Source organism: Cytobacillus sp. Hz8, assembly GCF_042263505.1.
Lineage (GTDB): Bacteria > Bacillota > Bacilli > Bacillales > Cytobacillaceae > Bacillus_BE.
This window is the reverse complement of record NZ_JBHKFI010000002.1, coordinates 204,740-226,064: the sequence shown is the minus strand read 5'-3', so window position 1 is coordinate 226,064 and position 21,325 is coordinate 204,740. Positions and strand designations below refer to the sequence as shown.

Annotated in this window: 22 protein-coding genes; 2 read left to right on the top strand and 20 right to left on the bottom strand. The window is 36.5% G+C overall.

Annotated features, from left to right (window positions below):
- Window positions 1-127: 127 nt before the first annotated feature.
- The 6 genes from spoIVA to ACE38V_RS04125 form a co-directional block, all read right to left on the bottom strand.
- A complete protein-coding gene (spoIVA, locus tag ACE38V_RS04150; RefSeq protein WP_375839921.1) occupies window positions 128-1,606 on the bottom strand; it encodes a stage IV sporulation protein A in 1,479 nt (492 codons plus the stop codon).
- Between the two features lie 225 nt (window positions 1,607-1,831).
- Window positions 1,832-2,542: a hypothetical protein gene (locus ACE38V_RS04145; protein ID WP_375840133.1), complete on the bottom strand. Its 711-nt coding sequence runs from the start codon at window positions 2,540-2,542 to the stop codon at window positions 1,832-1,834.
- A 34-nt stretch (window positions 2,543-2,576) separates the two neighbouring features.
- A complete protein-coding gene (locus ACE38V_RS04140; protein WP_375839920.1) occupies window positions 2,577-2,774 on the bottom strand; it encodes a DUF2768 domain-containing protein in 198 nt (65 codons plus the stop codon).
- 284 nt (window positions 2,775-3,058) lie between these two features.
- A complete protein-coding gene (locus ACE38V_RS04135; protein WP_375839919.1) occupies window positions 3,059-4,111 on the bottom strand; it encodes an NAD(P)H-dependent glycerol-3-phosphate dehydrogenase in 1,053 nt (350 codons plus the stop codon).
- 13 nt (window positions 4,112-4,124) lie between these two features.
- Window positions 4,125-5,435, bottom strand: a complete 1,311-nt coding sequence (gene der, locus ACE38V_RS04130; protein WP_375839918.1) for a ribosome biogenesis GTPase Der — start codon at window positions 5,433-5,435, stop codon at window positions 4,125-4,127.
- 550 nt (window positions 5,436-5,985) lie between these two features.
- A complete protein-coding gene (locus ACE38V_RS04125; RefSeq protein ID WP_375839917.1) occupies window positions 5,986-6,594 on the bottom strand; it encodes a YphA family membrane protein in 609 nt (202 codons plus the stop codon).
- Window positions 6,595-6,707: 113 nt separating this feature from the next.
- Between ACE38V_RS04125 and ACE38V_RS04120 the strand changes: the two genes are divergently transcribed.
- Window positions 6,708-6,851, top strand: a complete 144-nt coding sequence (locus ACE38V_RS04120; RefSeq protein ID WP_375839916.1) for a YpzI family protein — start codon at window positions 6,708-6,710, stop codon at window positions 6,849-6,851.
- Between the two features lie 33 nt (window positions 6,852-6,884).
- Here the strand turns inward: ACE38V_RS04120 and fni are convergent, their stop codons facing one another.
- From fni to prsW, 9 genes are all read right to left on the bottom strand, one after another.
- The gene (gene fni / locus ACE38V_RS04115) at window positions 6,885-7,946 is read right to left on the bottom strand and encodes a type 2 isopentenyl-diphosphate Delta-isomerase (RefSeq protein ID WP_375839915.1); all 1,062 of its coding nucleotides are present in this window, start codon (window positions 7,944-7,946) and stop codon (window positions 6,885-6,887) included.
- Window positions 7,947-7,963: 17 nt separating this feature from the next.
- A complete protein-coding gene (gene rpsA / locus ACE38V_RS04110; RefSeq protein ID WP_375839914.1) occupies window positions 7,964-9,100 on the bottom strand; it encodes a 30S ribosomal protein S1 in 1,137 nt (378 codons plus the stop codon).
- A gap of 167 nt (window positions 9,101-9,267) precedes the next feature.
- Window positions 9,268-9,849: a lysophospholipid acyltransferase family protein gene (locus tag ACE38V_RS04105; protein WP_375839912.1), complete on the bottom strand. Its 582-nt coding sequence runs from the start codon at window positions 9,847-9,849 to the stop codon at window positions 9,268-9,270.
- Window positions 9,846-10,526, bottom strand: coding sequence for a (d)CMP kinase (gene cmk, locus ACE38V_RS04100; protein ID WP_375840132.1), 681 nt, complete (start codon window positions 10,524-10,526; stop codon window positions 9,846-9,848). The genes ACE38V_RS04105 and cmk overlap by 4 nt, the downstream gene beginning before the upstream one ends.
- Before the next feature lie 258 nt (window positions 10,527-10,784).
- A complete protein-coding gene (locus ACE38V_RS04095; RefSeq protein ID WP_375839911.1) occupies window positions 10,785-10,964 on the bottom strand; it encodes a YpfB family protein in 180 nt (59 codons plus the stop codon).
- Between the two features lie 50 nt (window positions 10,965-11,014).
- Window positions 11,015-11,674: a flagellar brake protein gene (locus ACE38V_RS04090; RefSeq protein ID WP_375839910.1), complete on the bottom strand. Its 660-nt coding sequence runs from the start codon at window positions 11,672-11,674 to the stop codon at window positions 11,015-11,017.
- A 128-nt stretch (window positions 11,675-11,802) separates the two neighbouring features.
- A complete protein-coding gene (ypeB, locus tag ACE38V_RS04085) occupies window positions 11,803-13,152 on the bottom strand; it encodes a germination protein YpeB (protein WP_375839909.1) in 1,350 nt (449 codons plus the stop codon).
- A gap of 13 nt (window positions 13,153-13,165) precedes the next feature.
- Complete coding sequence (gene sleB / locus ACE38V_RS04080) at window positions 13,166-14,077, bottom strand: spore cortex-lytic enzyme (RefSeq protein WP_375839908.1); 912 nt, start codon at window positions 14,075-14,077, stop codon at window positions 13,166-13,168.
- A 129-nt stretch (window positions 14,078-14,206) separates the two neighbouring features.
- The gene (prsW, locus tag ACE38V_RS04075; RefSeq protein WP_375839907.1) at window positions 14,207-14,896 is read right to left on the bottom strand and encodes a glutamic-type intramembrane protease PrsW; all 690 of its coding nucleotides are present in this window, start codon (window positions 14,894-14,896) and stop codon (window positions 14,207-14,209) included.
- Between the two features lie 113 nt (window positions 14,897-15,009).
- Here prsW and ACE38V_RS04070 point away from each other — a divergent pair, with 113 nt between their 5' ends.
- Complete coding sequence (locus ACE38V_RS04070) at window positions 15,010-15,984, top strand: asparaginase (protein ID WP_375839906.1); 975 nt, start codon at window positions 15,010-15,012, stop codon at window positions 15,982-15,984.
- Between the two features lie 67 nt (window positions 15,985-16,051).
- Here ACE38V_RS04070 and ACE38V_RS04065 read toward each other — a convergent pair whose 3' ends face one another.
- The 5 genes from ACE38V_RS04065 to ACE38V_RS04045 all read right to left on the bottom strand — a co-directional run bounded on the left by ACE38V_RS04065 (window position 16,052) and on the right by ACE38V_RS04045 (window position 21,141).
- Window positions 16,052-17,026 carry a YpdA family putative bacillithiol disulfide reductase gene (locus tag ACE38V_RS04065; RefSeq protein ID WP_375839905.1) on the bottom strand — a complete coding sequence of 325 codons (975 nt, stop codon included), beginning with the start codon at window positions 17,024-17,026 and terminating at the stop codon, window positions 16,052-16,054.
- 99 nt (window positions 17,027-17,125) lie between these two features.
- Complete coding sequence (locus tag ACE38V_RS04060) at window positions 17,126-18,391, bottom strand: Glu/Leu/Phe/Val family dehydrogenase (RefSeq protein WP_375839904.1); 1,266 nt, start codon at window positions 18,389-18,391, stop codon at window positions 17,126-17,128.
- Window positions 18,392-18,706: 315 nt separating this feature from the next.
- On the bottom strand, window positions 18,707-19,285 hold the full coding sequence (locus ACE38V_RS04055) for a genetic competence negative regulator (protein WP_375839903.1): 579 nt from the start codon (window positions 19,283-19,285) through the stop codon (window positions 18,707-18,709).
- A gap of 131 nt (window positions 19,286-19,416) precedes the next feature.
- The gene (locus ACE38V_RS04050) at window positions 19,417-20,139 is read right to left on the bottom strand and encodes a metallophosphoesterase (protein ID WP_375840131.1); all 723 of its coding nucleotides are present in this window, start codon (window positions 20,137-20,139) and stop codon (window positions 19,417-19,419) included.
- A 366-nt stretch (window positions 20,140-20,505) separates the two neighbouring features.
- Window positions 20,506-21,141: a CBS domain-containing protein gene (locus tag ACE38V_RS04045; RefSeq protein WP_375839902.1), complete on the bottom strand. Its 636-nt coding sequence runs from the start codon at window positions 21,139-21,141 to the stop codon at window positions 20,506-20,508.
- Window positions 21,142-21,325: the final 184 nt, after the last annotated feature.

Here is a 21,325-nt window from a genome sequence, read left to right as displayed (position 1 = left end):
TATTTTTTTCATACTTTTTCCTTAATTCTTCTCTTCACTCTCCAAATTTGCAAAAGCTTTCCTCGAAATCAGCAAAAACCACTTTAAAAGTCAACGGCATAAAAAAAGACCCCAAAAGGAGTCACTATTACAAAATAATCGCTATGAGACCGCCCGAACCTTCATTGATGATTCTTTCAAGTGTTTCTTTTAATTTATAGCGTGCATTTTCTGGCATTAGTGATAGTTTTGCCTGAATTCCTTCTCTAACAATAGAACTTAAGCTACGTCCAAAAATATCTGAATTCCATATCGATAGTGGGTTATCTTCAAAATCCTGCATTAAATAACGAACAAGCTCTTCACTTTGCTTTTCCGTTCCGATAATCGGAGCGAATTCTGATTCTACATCCACTTTAATCATGTGAATGGATGGAGCGACCGCTTTTAAACGAACACCGAACCTCGCCCCTTGGCGAATAATTTCCGGTTCATCGAGACTCATATCAGCTAAAGAAGGAGCCGCAATTCCGTACCCTGTCTGTTTAACCATTTTTAAGGCATCAGCAATTTGATCATATTCTTGCTTTGCATAAGAAAAGTCTTGCATCAGTTCAAGTAGATGATCCTTACCGCGAATTTCTACGCCAACAATCTCCTTGAGAATATCATCATATAACTCATCAGGTGCAAAAAGGTCAATTTCCGCTACTCCTTGACCCATTTCAATTCCTGCAAGACTTGCATTTTCAATGAAATCATAATCCGTAAATTGATTAACCACTCTATCTACATCTCGTAATCTTTTAATATCTTTAACTGTGTTTTTAACAGCTTCCTGATAGCTTTCACGTAACCAATGATTCTCTCTGAGTACCATCACCCAGCTTGGAAGATTTACATTCACTTCAAGAACTGGGAATTCATACAAGGCTTCTCTCATGACGTTAAGGACATCAGATTCCCTCATACTTTCTACACTCATAGTAATAACTGGAATATCGTATTTTTCGGCAAGCTCTTTTCGTAATGCCTCCGTATTCGGATGATGCGGTTGAACACTATTAATAACCATGATAAAGGGCTTACCTACTTCCTTAAGCTCATTAATCACCCGATCTTCAGCTTCCAAGTAATTTATTCTTGGAATCTCTCCAATCGTCCCATCGGTGGTAATGACCACCCCAATCGTTGAATGTTCTTGGATGACCTTTCTAGTGCCAATTTCAGCTGCCTCATGAAAAGGAATTGGTTCTTCATACCAAGGAGTTGTAATCATTCGAGGACCATTTTCATCCTCATATCCCTTTGCTCCTGGCACTGTATAACCAACGCAGTCCACAAGGCGAATGTTTACATCCAGCCCCTCATCAACATGAATCGATGCTGCTTGATTAGGGACAAATTTAGGTTCTGTTGTCATAATTGTTTTTCCGGCAGCACTTTGAGGCAATTCATCCTGCGTACGAGCACGCTCCGCTTCATTGTTTATATTCGGAATAACAACAAGCTCCATAAATTTTTTAATAAATGTGGATTTTCCAGTTCTCACAGCACCTACTATTCCAAGATAGATATCGCCGCCTGTTCTTTCGGCAATATCTTTAAAAATATCTACCTTTTCCAAGTGATCCCCTCCTGAATCGTGAGTTAGTGGGATAATTTTATCCTATTAATTGTTTAAACAATATATATTTATGTTGTTGTCCTACAACGTTATGACCATTTTTTAAAATATTTTCCTCCTTACTCTAAGTTTTTATTGGAAATATCATTTTCTAATCATGATTTCATAATGTGATAAAAAAATAACCCTTCTTTTACAATATATTTTGTAAAAAAAGGGTTATGACTATTTCTCTAAAAAGATTGGTTCTTTCGACTTGTCATCAATAGTATATGGCAAAGAATAGGCAGGAACAAACATGGAATCCTTTACGAGTATATCTCTGATATCCTCACCTTGATGATAGGTATTTTTATGCTTTTGCAGGGCTTGAACTAAGTCATTTCGATAGTCAACGTAAATTTCAGCATCCCCTGTAATAACAAATGGCAAGCTTTGCTTTGAGTATGGGCTTGTCACAACAGGTTCTTCTTTCATTCCCAGCTTTTTATAGTCAAGCGTAAAAATATTCTTCCCCAACACCTCTTTAAATGGAGGATACTTTTTTGCCTGAATTCGAAGTTTTAATTCTCGAATGGTTTCCGCGATTCTTAAATCAAATATTTTCACAGTCGGCTTTTTCTCAACATCCACCAATACATATTGAAAGACACCTCCTGATTCATAAGAGTTGCCAGGAGGCTCCGCCATATATTGAGGAGCCAATTTTTTAAAATCAATTGGGTATTTTTGATAAATTGGCGTCGACTGATCCCTTGTTTTAATTGGTAAAATTCCATCATTATCCTTCTGATAATGATCTACTGCTTTTTGGACAGCACTAACTTGGTCTTCATACGGCACTTGGCTTTCTTTCATTTTTTCCTGTGGGTAGGCACAACCCGCCATTAGAAAAAACATACAAGCCACGAATAAAAATACTAAACTTTTTTTCATTTTCATTTTCATCAATCCTCTATGTAGAACTTCATTATGTAGTTGGTCCGCTAAAAACAATTAGAATGATAATAAAGCCTGAAATAATCATAAAAAAATAAGCGATAAACGCAACGATAAATTTAAAAATCCCCTTTAACTTATAACGGCTCAATAAGATTAATAAAATTGAGATAACCATAAATCCCATTCCAGCTATCGAAATCCACATTTTTAGCATTGACTCTGACAATTCCATCCTCTCCTTATCCGAGAGTATTATAACATAACGGTCCCCCATTAAACATAAAAAAACTGAAGTAAAGAAGGGGCTAATTTCTTACTTCAGTCCATATTGACTAAATACACACACACATGCTGATTCCACCAGTTTGCTTCAAAGCATTTTATGCAAATTAATAGTTTCTTGTATCCTAAGAAAGCCTATATTTTAAACATAAAATAAGGAAAATGTCCTTTGTATGGAATAATCGTTAAATGTATGTGATCATAGCATTTATTTTACATATTTTCCATTTATAAGCTGTTTTTGTTATCCAGTTCATTTGCAAGGTCTTCCATTTCATGCGTTTTCGGACGACCCATTAATGAATCCACTTCATCTTTTGGATTTTTATTTTCAAATAGAATTCGGTATAAAGCAAACGTAATAGGCATGGATACCTCATACTTCTGTGAAAGCTGATAAGCGGCTTTTGTCGTTCTGACACCTTCGACCACCATTCCCATATTATCCAGCACCTCTTGAAGATTATGCCCTTTTCCGAGTAAATTTCCAGCTCTCCAGTTCCGAGAATGAACACTTGTACAAGTAACAATTAAATCCCCAATACCTGCTAATCCCGAAAAAGTTAAAGGGCTTGCCCCCATTTTCGTTCCTAATCTGGCAATTTCAGCAATTCCTCTTGTCATTAAGGCCGCCTTCGCATTATCACCATACCCTAATCCATCAGAAATACCTGCAGCTAAGGCAATAATATTTTTCAAGGCTCCCCCGATTTCCACACCAACGAGATCCGAATTTGTGTAAACGCGGAAATTTTGGTTGATAAATAGATCTTGAATTTTTTCAGCTGCATCCATATTTTTCGATGAAACCGCAACCGTTGTTGGATGGCGTAAGCTTACTTCCTCCGCATGGCTTGGACCAGAAAGAACAATGATATCATTAACTAATTCGGCTGGAATCTCTTCTTCAATCATTTCTGATATCCGAAGAAGTGTATCCGGCTCAATCCCTTTGCTTACATGGACAATAGTTAATGGCTCCTTACGAACAGCAACTGTTTTTTGCAGAACTTCCCGAATCGCCTTTGTAGGGACCGCTAGAACAATTGTCGAAACCTGCGACAATGCTCCCTCCAATGATAAATAGCCCTTAATTGTCTCAGGTAAGATAATTTCTGGCAAATATTTGCTATTCATATGTTTACGATTGATTTCTTCAATATGCTCTGCATTATTTCCCCATAATCTTACATCATGCCCATTATCGGCAAGAACCATTGCTAATGCTGTACCCCAGCTACCTGCACCTAAAACAGTTATGATTTCAGCTTTTCCCATCATGAACACTTCCTTCTTATTTTCTCTCTCTGGCTAATAATCGAATAGGCGTCCCTTCAAATCCGAAGGCGTCGCGGATTCGATTTTCTAAAAACCGCTTATAGGAAAAATGCAGCAATTCCGGATCATTGACAAAAACAATAAAGGTTGGTGGCTTTACAGAAACCTGGGTCACATAATAGATTTTCAAGCGTTTTCCTTTATCTGTAGGTGTCGGATTCATGGCTACTGCATCCATAATGACATCATTCAGAATACTTGTTTCCACCCGTCTACTGTGATTTTCACTAGCTAAATTAATCATTGGAATCAGGGTATGAATTCGTTTTTTCGTTTTAGCAGACAAGAAAACAATTGGTGCATAATCCAAAAAGAGAAAATGTTCCCTAATATTCGTTTCGAATGCTTTCATTGTCTTTTCATCTTTTTCAACTGCATCCCACTTATTCACAACGATAATAACCGCTCGTCCTGCTTCGTGAGCATATCCTGCAATTTTTTTATCCTGCTCAATAATTCCTTCTTCGCCATCAAGGACGACTAACACAACATCGGATCGTTCAATTGCTTTTAAAGCTCTTAATACACTGTATTTTTCGGTACTTTCATATACCTTTCCTTTTTTTCTCATTCCAGCTGTATCGATGATGACATACTTTTCGCCATTGTATGTAACGGTTGAATCAATCGCATCCCTTGTTGTTCCAGCAATATCACTTACAATTACCCGGTCTTCTCCAAGAATAGCATTAACTAATGAAGATTTTCCTACATTTGGACGACCAATTAATGAAAATTTTATTACATCATCTCCGTAGTCTTTTTCCTTTCCCTTTGGAAAATGCTTTGCTGCTTCATCTAGAAGATCTCCTAAACCAAGCCCGTGAGATCCTGATATCGGAAAGGGTTCGCCAAATCCTAATGCATAAAAATCATAAATTAGACTACGCATATCAGGATTATCAATTTTATTTACCCCAAGAACTACTGGTTTTTTAGCTCTATATAAAATTTTTGCTACTTCTTCGTCTGCTGCTGTTACACCCTCGCGGCCATTCGTTAAAAAAATAATGACATCCGCTTCGTTTATCGCTATTTCCGCTTGCGCTCGAATTTGCTCCAAAAAAGGTTCATCACCAATATCAATTCCGCCCGTATCAATGATATTAAAATCATGAGTCAGCCACTCTGCGGAGCTATAGATTCTATCTCTTGTTACACCAGGTATATCCTCAACGATTGAAATTCGATCACCAACAATTCTATTAAAGATCGTTGACTTCCCTACATTTGGCCTTCCTACAATTGCTACCACCGGTTTAGTCATACGCATCATCCTCTCAATTTCAAAATAAATCAGCCATTTATGTAACTTAATCACATGAATAGTATAAGCTGTCATTCAAAAAACAAGCCCCATCAGTGAGCAATATATAAGTTTGAATTTAATCACCGCTTTCTATTGCATCCATCAATTGGGATAAAGTGAAACTTCCATCAGTAGGGGTTTTCGACGCACAGGACGTGCTAGTGCAGACGTTGCGACATGACGTCGCGCTTTTAGTCTGGTATTCATCCCCCACTGATGGTTAGTCACGCAGAGCCTGATTGATTTTTCTAAGGGCTGAAGCCCAAAGAAAAATCTTATTTCACTTATCGGACCTTTACGGACAGTTGATCTCCCATTTATCTTCTTCGTATTCTCAGAATCTTGAAGTGGGAGTCAAAATGTCCGTTAAGAGCGGGATAAAATCAAATACTCATGAGGCTTACTAACTTAAATATCTTACCAAAGAGAAAACTTCCAAGCAATGGGAACATTTAAACGGTCCACTGATGAAAATCTTATACTTTCATGTTTAAAGGTAAATAAATGATTAAGATGTCTTCTCCTTTTCCTTCTCTATTTGACTGAAATGATGATTGAAATAAGTAGCTGTTTTTTCTATACCATTCCAAAGTAAAATAAAAGCAGTGGTGATGGCCACTACATCCAAATAGGACAGGGAGCCAACGGTATAGCCAGAAGTCAATTTTTTCACAATAAAGGAAAATAGGATTTCTCCATGGACCGTCCCTGATAAAAGTGTCAAAATTCTCATTTTGGTATCATTATACATAAGAAAAACACAATATGTTAAAAGCAATGGAAATAACCATTCACGTGGAAATATCAATAAGACCGGGTCAAATATTTCGAACATCAGCATACTGACATAGGAAAGCATGACGATAAATGATGAAATCAGAAAATAGAGTCTCTTTTTCCAGGAATATTTTGAAGCTAAACAATAAACAGTAAGAATGATAAAAAACGATGAAAGCGAAAATGAACTAGAAAAAAGGTCGATTCTCCTTATAGAAAAAATAATACAAAGCAAAAGCCAGATGGCTAATTTCATTCTGTTCATATTATTTTTACTGACAAAAAAAGTAACGATAATCCAATAAAACCAACCAACCCAATAAAATAAAATTCCTTCCACATGACACCTCCTATTATTTCCATTATGACTCAGGGCTATGTACTTTAATCTCTTTCCCTGTATAAACTTTTCGATTAAGCGTCATTTTATTTATATGGGAGGTGTTTTATTTCATGGGTAAAGATCGACAAGAAAAAAAGCTTAAAAATAGTGGCCAAGTTGAATCAGATAGAGATCAAGCTCTTCACTATCCTGGAGCAACTAAACTGCAAAGTCCAGAAGAAGCTCGCAAATTAAACGATTCACATTATAGTTAATAATGAAAAAAGCTCTCTATGTGAGAGCTTTTTTCACTTTATATTACTTCTTTGACTGAATTTTTTCGTATCGATGCCTCGTTCATTTAGCCAATGATGGGTATCACCAAAAATAACAAGCGGAATGTTTTTCAATTCTTGAATTGATTTTGCCCCGAGAGCTGTCATGATGATCATCAGCTCCTGATGAGTTTGTTCAATTTGCTTGATTAATGATTCCATTCCTTCTTTCACTAGCACTTTTAGGAAATAACCAGCTAAACCCGTTGCATTAGCCCCAAGCGCTAATGCTTTTATAATATCAAGGCTTGATTGGAGACCTCCAGAACCGATAATATCGATTTCATGACTATCTTCGTTTGCTTCAATAATTGAGACAACCGTTGGGATACCCCATTCATTGAAAAAGCTTAGAGATTTTTCTCTTCGTTTATTTTCAATCTCGGCAAAATTCGTTCCACCAAATCCGCCAATATCAATGGCTGTTACCCCTATTGATTGAAGAAGTTGAACGGTTTCCCGGCTCATTCCGAAACCGACTTCCTTCACAATAACCGGTATCTCGATTTGTTGAATCATTTTTTCAATTCGAGTGAGAGCTCCAATAAAATTGCGATCTCCTTCAGGCATCGTTAGCTCTTGTATCGTATTCAAATGAATTTGCAAAGCATTTGCTTCAATCATCTCAATCGCTTTTCTAGCCTGCTCGACAGTTGCCTCACTACCTAAATTTCCAAAAATCAGGCCTTTTGGATTGACTTCTCTTATGACTTTATAAGTCTCAACTTCAGAAGGATCCTTTAATCCTGACATTTGAGAACCAACAGCAAGAGCGACACCAGTAACTTTTGCCACTTCTGCTAAATTTCGATTAATCTGTTTTGTTCTTTCTCCACCGCCACCGGTCATGGCGTTAATTAAAATTGGCGAACTCAAAGAAAGCTCGCCAATTTTTGTATTTAAACTTACAAGATTTACAGAAGAATCAGGTAGGCTTTGATGGACAAAAGCTATATCTTCAAATCCATTTAATCGCTTTTGACCGGTTGATAGCGCATGTTGAATATGCTCCCATTTTCGCTTCGATCTTGACATTCTTACAATCACCGCAATTATTTTAAGTTCTTAAGCTGATCCCCAATCATTTCCCCTAGTTGAAATCCTTTAGATTCTTCCGGCATTTGGTAATCTGAAGGAATATCTGATTCTTTTTCTTCCAATTCTTTAATGCTTAATGATATACGTTGTTCTTGTTCATTTACATCAAGTACTTTTACCTTAACCACTTGGCCTTCCTTTAACACTTCATGCGGAGTTCCAATATGCTTATGAGAGATTTGGGAAATATGCACTAAACCTTCAACTCCAGGGAATAGTTCGACAAATGCACCATATGATACAAGTCTTCTAACAGTCCCTTCTAGAATGGAACCTTTAGGGGTACGCTCTAAAATATTGGCCCAAGGTCCAGGCAAGGTTTCTTTAATAGACAATGAAATCCGTTCATGATCGCGATCAACATTTAAAACTTTAACCTGTACTTTCTGTCCTTCTTCAACCACATCTGAAGGTTTTTCAACATGTTCATGGGATAATTGAGAAATGTGAACCAAACCATCCACACCGCCAATATCCACAAATGCACCAAAGTTAGTAATTCTTTGAACGGTTCCTTCAAGAACCTGACCTGGTTCTAAAGAGTCGATTAAGGCTTGTTTTTGTTTTCCTTTTTCCTCTTCGATTACAGCACGATGGGACAGAATTAAGCGATTCTTTTCACGGTCCAATTCTACGATTTTTAAGGAAAGGTTCTTCCCTTTATAATTGGAAAAATCTTCAACAAAATGAGCTTCTACTAAAGATGCAGGTACAAAGCCGCGAACTCCTAAATCGACAACCAAACCACCCTTGACAACATCTTTAATTTCCGCCTCAAATATGTCTCCATTTTCAAATTTCACTTGCAATTCATTCCATGCTTTTTCTGCATCTACTTTTCGTTTAGATAAAATTAAGGCATCCTCTTCAACCTTTGTGACAACTAGCTCTAATTGTTCGCCTTCTGTAACTGCGTCCGCTGCTTTTTCTACATGCAGGCTAGAAAGTTCACTGATTGGGATAATGCCATCAAGCTTGCTATCAGGTACACTCACGATAACTTGTTTTTCTTCAATTTTAGTTACAGTTCCTAAAACATGTTCACCAACTTCAAAATTTTTTACTTCTACTGAATTCATTTCTTCTGACATATGTATTCCTCCTTAATCCAATGACAATCGAAATACCAGCAATGATTCCCTATGATGATTGTGAGTTTCACTTTTAAATACGAATTGCTTATTTAATTAAGCTAACTTTATTTTGCCCTTTTTACTAACTTCTTACAAAAGCTTTATTTTGTCAAGCAAGAAATATTCTAACGATTCTCATCTATTAGCTTTTTTATTTCTGCCATAATAACCTCGGTAACCTCTTTGGCAGATGCCTTACGAGCCCGATACTCACTCATATCAATTGGCTTCCCATATATGACTTTCAATCTTTTAAAAGCTTTATATGGGCCAATAATAGCGCAAGGAACAACTAAGGCTTCAGAACGCAATGTAAAGAACCCTGCACCTGCTTGCCCTTTGTTTAATTCCCCAGTCTTACTTCTATGACCTTCGGGAAATAATCCAAGCACCTTCCCCTCTCCTAAAACAGCCAATCCCTTCCGTAATGCTTCGCGGTCGCTCATACCTCTTTTTACAGGAACGATATTTAAATTCAATATCACCTTCCCTAAAATGGGAATATGCGCCAATTCCTCTTTAGCAAAAAAATGGATGGGGCGCGGTGCCGTTATCCCAACAACTGGAGGGTCCAAGTTATCAATATGATTCGTACAGACGAGAACCCCACCTTCCTTTGGAAAATTTTCGATTCCTCTTACATCAAATCGGTAAATAGGTTTTAACAATCTATTAACAACGTTTCTTGCAAACGAGTAAAACGTCAAAATGATCCGATCCTTTCCTTCGCTAATGCAATGATATTGTTTACAACCTCTTCAATCGTTAAAGAAGTTGTATCAATTTCGATTGCATCCTCCGCTTTCTTAAGTGGAGCAACTTCCCTTTCTGAATCAATTTTGTCACGGGTTGCAATATCTTCTTTAATTCTTTCTAAATCTGATGGATAGCCTTTTTGCAAATTCTCTTGATGCCGTCTCAAAGCGCGTTCCTCCACACTTGCAAGCATAAAGACCTTCACCTCTGCAGAGGGAAGAACATGTGTCCCGATATCTCTACCATCCATCACGACACCGCCGCCTTTTGCGAGACTTTGCTGTCTTTTAACCATTTCTTTACGTACAAGACGGTGTTTGGACACAATCGAAACAGAATTGGTGACTTTCGGAGTTCTAATTTCAGCTGTTACATTTTGACCATTAAGATATACTAATTGACCCTGGTCACTTGGAAAGAGTTCAATTTTTGTGTCATTTAGTAGATTAATGAGCTTTGTTTCATCTTCAAGGTTAACTCCTTCACTTATTGCCTTGTATGTAATGGCCCGATACATGGCTCCAGTATCTATGTATATATACGATAGTTTTTCTGCTACAATTTTTGCGACCGTGCTTTTACCTGCAGCTGCTGGACCATCTAATGCTATTGATATTTTCTTCATAATGCCTCCTAAATTCATCTATGTTGTAATCATATTCCTTGTGCGATTCATTTTCTTCCGAATGTTATTACTGAATGCTAATGAAATATGCAAGCGGATTTGAATAATGGAATTCTCTTTTCCGTACCTTCTATTATTTTATCATATGATTGTGAATTCCTCTCAATTAACTTATGAAATTTCCTTAATTCTTATCCCATTCGAAAATTTCACCTTTCAAAACAATTTTTCCAAAAAAAAACAAGCAGGAATTTCTCCCGCCTATTTTCTGCTTAAGGTTTCTAAAAAATCAGTAAAGTTATTTTTCCCTACTCCTTCATACTGAGTCAGTTTTTGTAATTCTGGAAATTGGTGAAAATGATGAAAAATAATCTGGGCAACCATTAAGAAAATGAATTGAATCATGATCATTTTTATAATAATTTTTTCAAAGGTTTTCATGGCCATCTCCGTTTTTACTTTCATTATCGGAAGATTTTGCTAATTTTATGCTACATTTCAACACCTTTTTTCTTTAATGCTAACTGCCGATCAAAGCAAAAGCGAAGAAGAATCTGACGTTCATGGGGCTGAACGTTCATAAATTGTATCGATATTTTGCAGCTTATCTCACTAATAGGAATGATTCGAACTACCTTACTTTCAAGCTTCATATAATGATAATCACCATTTTGCATGGGTAACACTAACCATATAAAGGCATTCATTCCTTGCTTTAGCTTCGTCTTATTAGAGATTATGATAGCGGTACCACCTGCACTAATATCTTCTGAAATAGCTGTAAAAGCAGGAAATTCCTTATCCTTTGGATGAATCGCAATATCAACAGGAGTTTCAATGCGTACAAATTGCCTGCGCTGTATTTTCACTAAATGGTCTTCACCGGGAAAGGATAACTTGAGCATGGGAATATTTTGCTTAACTCTTCCCAATACCTCAGATTCGAATAAATATACTGTCCCGTTATGATCCAGAAAGGTACATTTTAATTGAGTCCCATCCATGAGAAAGGCCGTTTTATTCGTTTCATTATTAGTCGGATAATCAATATACAGATTTTCCCCTTGTTTTTCAACTAGTTTACATCTATATTTCTCGAATTTATCTGAATATTTTAATTCTAACGTAATGATATCCCCTATTTTTATCATGTTTCCCACATTCTTTCTTTAATTACAATTTGCACCCTAATTATGACATGTCTCTTAAGCAGGAGCAATACAATGCTCAAAGAATCTTCTTCATAAGAAAAAAAGAAAGGAACTGTTATGTCCCTCTCTTATACCGCATTCTCATATATTGGTTCTGCATTATCCAGTTTTTCAACCTTTTCTTCAATGCCAGAAGTTGCATTAATAAAAATACGATAAGTATCATCACCTAATGTGCCCAAAAATTCATAGCAAAGAACTTCTTTATTTAGATTGTTCACGACGACAGCAAGTCGATCTTCCATTACCTTAAGTTTTGGGTTTATCTCTTTTCTTGCTTGATCTTTCGAAATCTTTGGTTTACCTATTTTTCGTGAATGATGGGTTTTTAAATAATCCTCCGCTGAAAACCCAATAATTTTTCCATTATCAAGTGCCACTTTCATTTTGATGGACTCAGGATAAATTCTTACCTCATCCTGTTCTGTTACAAAGGTGAAGACTCCAATATGATCATATTGAGCACTTTCAAAAGGAACTAAGGACTTGAAATTATTTTGAGTTAAAAATTTCGCAGCATTATTGCTTGCATCATTTAAACTAATATTTTGCTTCATTACATCTCGGGATAGAATAAACCAGATTGGATAACCACCTTTTTTCGTGATATCCATATTTGCTTCTGCCTTTGATGATTTGTTTTGGATGGAAATGCTATAAAACCCGAAATCAGATCCTTTTCCGTTTTCTGTAACTTGAACATTGACATTAGAACCTAAGACAGCGTATTTCTTCGCCATCGCTACGGCTGATTTTTTCGTAATATCTTTCCCTTTTAAATATTTATAATGATCATCCTCTTTTTTCATATCTACCATTGTAACCCCTAACTCTGTATTACCAAAGCTTTGAACGGTCTGTTCGACTGTTTTAAATCCATCGATAATCGTGTTATCCTTTGCTTCTTTACCTGTTGCAAGAGCCAGCTCTACATCCATCCAGCGTAAATTATTTTTTAGAACTAAATGTTGAACATTTCTAAGCTCACTTTGAATATCCGCCGATTGGCTATAGAGCTTTTTTAAAGTGGAGTACTCCTTATCGGTAAGCGGCTCCTTATCTAAATCTCTTACTGCCGCCTTATAGCTAAAATCACCAATGTTCGCCAAAAATTCTTCTGTTTTATTAAAGGGTAAAAGGGTAAGCGGAAGCTGGCCAACATCACTATGAGCCTCAGAGGTTATTTTCCAAACCTCTGCAAGAGAAGGAGATAGGGAGCTTCTAGAGTTCATCGCTAAAGTTGTCCCAATCTTATCATTTAATAGATCCATCTGAAACGTTAAGTCATGAAAGGCTCTCTGATAATTATTTTCCGCATTAAGCAGGACGGCATTTTTTTCACGATGTTCTTGATATCCCCAAAAGGCTGTTCCAGCAATTCCTAATACTAACACTGCAATCAATATTCCTCTTAACAAATCAATCACCTCACTATTTACAAAAAATATGTTTTCCAATCCGTTTTATTTGTGGTCTTCCCCAAATCCAAGCACTCGTTGCTGTATCTGGATTAAAGTAATAAATCGCCTCACCTGTTGGGTCCCAGCCATTGATGGCATCTAAAACGGCTTTTTTGGATGTTTCATTTGGAGTCAACCAAATTTGACCATCTGCTACAGCTGTAAAGGCACCTGGCTCAAAAATGACACCAGAAACGGTATTAGGGAAAGAGGCACTTTGCACTCGATTTAAAATAACGGAAGCTACTGCAACCTGCCCAATATATGGCTCTCCACGCGACTCCCCGTGAACAGCATTGGCCATTAGTCGTATATCGTTTTGAGAGAACCCATTTGGGACATTTGCTGCTGTGGCACCCTTTGCTGCTGATGCCTTCGACTTAGGATTAGCATTTGTTCTAGCCTGAGATGGTGGGTTCGTTGGGCTTTGCTTTGTTTTAGCTTTTGAAGTTGGCTTTTTCACAGGAGCTGATTTCTTATTTGCTGGCTGTTTACTTTGTTTTGCTAAATCCATTCCTCCATAATGTGTGAATGATTTACCCTTCGCAATCTGATTCATGACATATTGCTTATTATATTTTGACGCTTTGACTAATTTTGCCTTTGTGGTTGCACCTGCGAGTCCATCAATAGGTAAACCAAATTCATATTGAAAGTTTCTTAATGCCCAATACGTTCTCCAACTAAATACTCCATCTATTTTCCCAGTAAAAAATCCTAAATATTGTAATCTTGCTTGTAATTCAATCACATCATCTCCTGTTGCACCTTGCTGAATGACTTGATTTGAAAACGCACTTGCTCTTTGTTCAAAAGGGCGAAAAGGGAGAATCAAAATACAAAGAGTAACAATAATCAAAACTTTCAAATATTTTAATGTCATATATTTAACCCCCAGATGCAAATCTTTTTAACAGTAAACCTATTTTTTGTAGTAGATGGATTTTTATGCAAGATTCTTGTCCTGTTTTTATCATCCTTTTAAAATTTCCAAAACAAAACCCTCCATTTTTTATAAATGAAGGGTTTTTTGTATTCCAATTTGTTTTCTTGCATATTGGGCACTTAAGACCCGGGCGCTTTTCACTTTTTTTAATCCGAGCCACCATAAGAAAACCATAAACGGTAATATATAATTCAGCCAATGCTCAATTGCAATAATAATATAATCATAAACACCATGAAGAAGAATAGGAATGACTAATGATAAAATCAGCCATGTACTTCTTGACTTTGACGTAAATTTCCCTTTTCCCATATAATAGCCCATAATGACTCCAAATAGAGCATGACTAGATACAGGCAGTAACGCTCGGCCAAGAGCAAATCCCAAACCATTGGAAACAAGGTATAGAATATTTTCTGCGGTAGCAAATCCTAATGAAACAGATGCGCCATAAACCACACCATCATAAGGCTCGTCAAATTCAACATGTTGGTATGCCGTGTAAAAAAGGATAAACCATTTAAAAAATTCCTCTAATGTAGCGGTCGATAAGAAAGCATTTATTATATTTGAATTCAGCAGGTTTTCTGTATTTAAAACATGCTGGATAAACATGATTGGAAAAACAAGTAAAGCACCAAAAATAAAGGTTCTAAAGACCATTGGGATAGGTTCAGATTCATATTGGTCTCTTAAATAAAAATAGCTTAATAACGCTAACCCAGGAGCTATACCTGCGGATAATATTCCCAGCATGAGAATCCTCTTTTCAATCTGTTTTCTTAATCGTATCATGTAATGTGAAGAAAGAAAATGGATTATTCATTTTTGGGAAAATCTTATTTTCGACATCGATTGGGAGGAGAACCATGAAAGAAAAGATTTTAGTCATTCATACAGGCGGAACCATTTCAATGAGCGAGGACTTTGAAACCGGTGCTGTCAAACCAAGTGAAACAAATCCTATTAAAGAAAACTCAAAAGAATTATTGACGCTTGCTGATCTCATTATTGAAGAGCCCTTTCAATTGCCTTCCCCCCATATAACAACAAGAGAAATGCTGCAGATTAAGGAGATTATTGAAACGCATCTTGAAAAAAAAGAAATTTCTGGTGTGGTCATTACTCATGGAACGGATACTTTAGAGGAAACTGCCTATTTCTTAGATTTAACTGTAAAAACGGAACTACCTATTGTGGTAACTGGTGCAATGCGTTCTAGTAATGAAATTGGCTCGGATGGGCTGTACAATTTAATTTCATCCATTAAAGTAGCTAAATGCAAGGAGGCAAGAAATAAAGGTGTACTCGTTGTTTTAAATGATGAAATTCACACCGCTGAGAATGTAACGAAAACCCATACAAGTAATGTCTCTACCTTTCAAAGCCCACAGTATGGTCCAATTGGCATTGTCACAAAGCGCGGCATAATTTTTCATCATGCACCGACTAAAAGAGAATGCTACCCTATCCTTGATGTAACCAAAAAAGTAGTTTTAATGAAAGCCCATGCTGGAATGGACTCTGCACTATTATTGGCAATCAAAGACCTTGGCTTTGATGGTGTTGTCATTGAAGCACTTGGTCAAGGTAACTTACCACCTGCCACCATTAACGGGATCAAGGCATTATTGGCTGATAAAATTCCTATTATTCTCGTATCCCGCTGTTTTAATGGTATTGCACAAGATGTATATGAATATGAAGGAGGAGGAAAACATTTGAAAGATTTAGGCGTTATCTTCTCTAATGGCTTGAATGGTCAAAAAGCTCGTCTAAAATTACTCATTGCCTTAGAAACAACGAATAATCTGAAAGAGATTGAAGCTATTTTTCATGTTTAAACAAATCAATCATTGTGCAAATCAAAAATAACCAAGGCAACCATCATGGTCCTTGGTTATCTTGCTTTTATCTATCATCTTCTTTGCTTTGAATCGCCGCGGCAATTTGTCCACCATGAAAGCGGCCATTTTCGATAAAGATTTCATTGGCATTATTACCTGCAGCAATCACTCCCGCTATAAAAATACCCGAGACATTTGTCTCCATGGTTTCTTCATTATAGACGGGACGTCCTGTGTGAAAATCCACATTTATCCCCATTGTTTGGAGAAAGCTGTGATCAGGATGATAACCTGTCATCGCGAAAACAAAATCATTCTTTATTTGATATTCTTGTCCGTCTTTTACATAAATAACCGACTCTTCTTGAATTTCCTTAATATTTGCCTGAAATTCCATCCTAACGATCCCGTGTCGAATCAAAGAATCAAATTCCGGCAAAATCCAAGGCTTAATGCTTGGAGAATATTCACTTCCTCTATAGATTACCGTCACTCTTGCTCCTGCTTTAACAAGCTCAATCGTTGCATCAACACTGGAATTTTTTCCGCCAACGACGACAACATCTTTATTAAAAAAAGGATGTGCCTCCTTAAAATAATGAAATACTTTTGGTAAGTCTTCACCCGGGACATTCATATAGTTTGGATGATCATAATATCCAGTAGCAATAATGACGTATGGCGTCATATATTCGTCTTTTTCGGTACGAACAATAAATTGTTCATTCTCTCCTTTTTCAACAGTCAATACTCTTTCAAATGCATGAACTCGAATATCCTTTCTTTTCACTACCTCACGATAGTATACAAGCGCCTGATTTCGTTTGGGTTTATACTCCTCTGTCACAAATGGTACATCTCCAATTTCTAGCTTTTCGCTTGTGCTAAAGAAAGTTTGATGTGTTGGATAATGATAAATAGCATTGACAACATTTCCTTTTTCAATTACCAAAGGATTTTTGGTTATCTCCTTTAACGAAATTGCTGCCGCTAAACCGCATGGCCCGCCGCCAATAATAATAGCCTCTTCTTTTTTCACTTTTTGTCACTCCCTAAAAGGACACTCATCATTAAAAATTCTCCTACCAATTCATGATAGGAGAATTTTTGATTTGATGCAATCTTTTCAATCCTTATATTAAATCCAGCCACGGAATCTTGAAGCTTCGGCCATTTTCCTTACCCCAACCATATAAGCAGCAAGGCGCATATCCACTCGGCGAGTTTGTGCAGTCTCATAAATATTATTAAAAGACTTCACCATTGCTTTTTCTAATTTTTCATCGACTTCTTCTTCCGTCCAATAATAGCCTTGATTGTTTTGAACCCATTCAAAATAGGAAACCGTTACCCCGCCAGCTGAAGCAAGGACATCTGGAACTAACAGAATTCCTCTTTCTGTAAGGATTTGTGTAGCCTCTAAAGTGGTTGGACCATTTGCAGCTTCTACAACAATACTCGCTTTAATATTACGGGCATTCACTTCCGTGATTTGATTTTCAATCGCTGCAGGTACTAAAATTTCACAGTCCAGCTCAAGCAATTCTTTATTTGTAATCGTATTATTAAATAGTTTTGTAACCGTACCAAAGCTATCTCTTCGATCTAATAAATAATCAATATCTAGTCCATCCGGATTATATAGTGCTCCATAAGCATCGGAAATACCAACAACCTTTGCACCGGCGTCATGCATAAATTTAGATAAAAAGCTTCCTGCATTTCCAAATCCTTGGACAATTACACGAGCTCCCTTTAATTCAATCCCTTTCTTCTTTGCCGCTTCGCGAATGCAAATGGTTACCCCTTTTGCCGTTGCTGATTCTCTTCCATGAGAGCCGCCTAGTACAAGAGGCTTTCCCGTAATAAATCCGGGAGAATTAAACTCATCCATGCGACTGTATTCATCCATCATCCAAGCCATAATTTGCGAGTTTGTAAATACATCAGGAGCTGGTATATCCTTTGTAGGTCCGACAATCTGGCTAATGGCACGTACATAGCCACGGCTCAATCGCTCCAATTCTCTGAAGGACATATCACGAGGATCACATACAATTCCACCTTTTCCACCACCATAAGGCAAATCAACAATTCCACATTTTAAGCTCATCCATATCGAAAGCGCTTTAACTTCTGTCTCTGTTACATTTGGATGAAAGCGAATTCCACCTTTAGTTGGGCCTACTGCATCATTATGTTGGGCTCGGTAGCCAGTAAAGATTTTTACAGAACCGTCATCCATCCTGACAGGGATTTTTACCGTTAACATTCTTAAAGGCTCTTTTAATAACTCATATACCTCTTCGGGATAACCTAACTTATCTAAGGCTTTATGAATAACAGTTTGTGTTGACTTTAATACATCATGTTTTGTATTTTCAGTACCTTTCTCGGCTACCATTTGTAAACCTCCTAAAAATCACTTTTGCGTATATGGCGCATTCAGTCACAAGTATACACCTTTGTTTAATTTATGCAAGAAGAAAAAAAGACTATTCTAAATATAATAACAAAATAATGTAATCGCTACCATCCCTAATATATAAAGCATTTATCCCTAATATAATCTCCATATTTTTAGCCATCTTCCACCTATTTATGTGTATAAAAAAGGGTAGCTCATGCATAATTTATGTTAATTAAAACTATCTTAATATAACGTGGTTTTTTCATAATGAAAGGCAAGCATCTGCTTGCCTAAAAACATTGCCCATATTCAATTTTGAAAGTAATGGGTTATCACATGAACTGCATGATGATCGATTATTTTCTTCCCATACTCCTCGATAAAATGGATGCTTAGAAACGAGCATTGTCCAAACTCTGAAAGAATAGCCGTTACGGAAGCAATAGAATCATCTTGAATATTGTTGATATAAAAATAATACTTTTCGTTCAGAAAATAAATGCTTCCATCCAAATATCCAACTGATTGGAGCCTTCTAGCTAACTGAATGATATCTTCAAAGTCATGAAAGACAAATAACAATTCCTCTCTGCCATTGAAGGAAACATGCATTTCTAAGAATGAATCATTGAGGTTCTCTTCCTCTTGGTCCTCGATTGTCACAATCATGATCATCCCAGTTGCTTGAATGGAGAATATTTCTACCGCTACTGAGCCATGAAAATCTACGCCAAATTCTTCATTTGCCTCCTCCAGCATTTCATGAAAAAGTTGATGCCATTTCAGGGAATCCTTCCATATATCCTCTTTCGTTAAACCTCTATCCGATAAATCATCTGTTGTTAAAAATATTTTGATTTTATTATAGGTTAATCGTTCCAAGCGCATCATTATGCCTCCTGCCCTGAACAGAACTCTTGCTTTAGTGTATGAATCATTTGTTAGTTGGTGATTCGTCTAGATTTTATCGCCGGAGATTTAACCAAGAAAATAACCGCAAATCTCTACCATTTAACTTTTTATTTTTTTCTTAAAGAAATCAAATGCGTTTCTGCTTTTGCTCCCAGCCTTAGCGGTAATTTAGTTGTTCCATAGCCATTGCTAATAAAAAGAAGTGTATTTTCAATTTTTTCAATTCCCCCTTTTTTAAATGGACTAAAACCGAATATATGAATTTGACCACCGTGTGTATGCCCACAAAGGACAAGGGAAATATGTTGTTCCTCTTGAATCTGATTCATAACCTTTGGATTATGGCTAACTAATACTTTAAAACTATCACTTCCTGCATCCAGCAGTGCTAAATCAAGGCGGTCTCTTTCCTGACTAATATCATCAATACCCAATAAAACAAATCGTTCATTTTCTTCTGATTCAAAAACAGCAGCTGTATTATCTAGAATTTTAACTCCATGCTCAAGTAAAACAGCATCAAGTAAATGATAATCAATCTCATAGTCATTATTTCCCCAAACAAAGAAGACCGGTCCAATTTCCTTTAGCTTCATTAAGTTCGTTTTTACTTTGCTCAAACTTACTCCTTTCTCGAGTAAATCGCCGCCGATAATGACCATATCCGCTTTCCCTTTCACTTCTGTCACGATGGAATCATCGATAATTCGTTTATGAATATCCGAAATAAAAAAAATCTGAATCTTTCCGAAACCTTCTGGAAAATGAGGAAAGATTAATTCATGATAAACCACTCTGTTCTCATAAGCTTCCTTATACATATAAACCATAAGAGCACATATCAATGATACCCCGATAATGAAGACGAAGATGATAAACCTCTCCTCCTTGTTCACAATGTTCATTCCAGCATGGAATAAAATCTGATCGCTTTAACGAAAATCCCTCCCAAACAAAGGTTTGGAAGGGAATCTTTATCCCACTCTTAACGGACAGTAAGACTCCCACTTCAAGATTCTGAGAATACGAAGAAGATAAGTGGGAGATCAACTGTCCGTAAAGGTCCGATAAGTGAAATAAGATTTTTCTTTGGGCTTCAGCCCTTAGAAAAATCAATCAGGCTCTGCGTGACTAACCATCAGTGGGGGATGAATAAAAACCCCCACTGATGGAAGTTTCACTTTATCCAAAATGAATTAACCTAATTCATGGATATCCAATACTCTAAATCCCGATTGCTCTAACTTTTGAATAAATTTATCCTTATGTGGACTTGGCTCTATTTTCATTACGATTCTGCGAACAAGCTTATCCGTTTCATCAAAGGTTACTAATGAGATCACATGAATGCGAAAATTATGCGCAATCTCTGATAAACGCGCTAGTCTTCCTTCCGTTTCAACTGATGTAAAGGTAATTCGAATACCTGGTCGGTTTGTTCCAAAAACAGATTCAAATTGTTCCAAAACATCTGCTCGTGTAACTACCCCTAAAAATTTACGATTTTCATCTACAACTGCAAGCAGTGGAAAATCTTTTAACTCTAATAAAGTTTTTTCAAATAATTCTTTGCCTAATAAATATTGATTTTGATGTGATGCGATATCCTTTGCTAATGTTTGAGTTAAATAATCTTCTTTTGCCAAATTAGATTTGAAATAGTTTTCATAAATATTAAAACGAGTAAGTACGCCAACATATAAATCTCCATTTAATATTGGCAACCCATCAATCCCGTGACTTTCTAATTTCTCCAATGCAATCTTTAACGTATCCGTTTCTTGTACAGCAATCGTCAAATGTGTTGGTATCATAATACTTTTAACGAACATCGTCATCACCTCATGTGTTATTTCACCTATGTATATAATTCCACAATGCCATTTAAATTTCCTTTATTTCATTCTATTATCAACATAAAAACAAAATTCCTTACATACAATCAATTGATTAAGTCATCCATCCAATTAATAAATACTACTTAGCAAATGGATATCCTTTGTTTATCTTACTCTT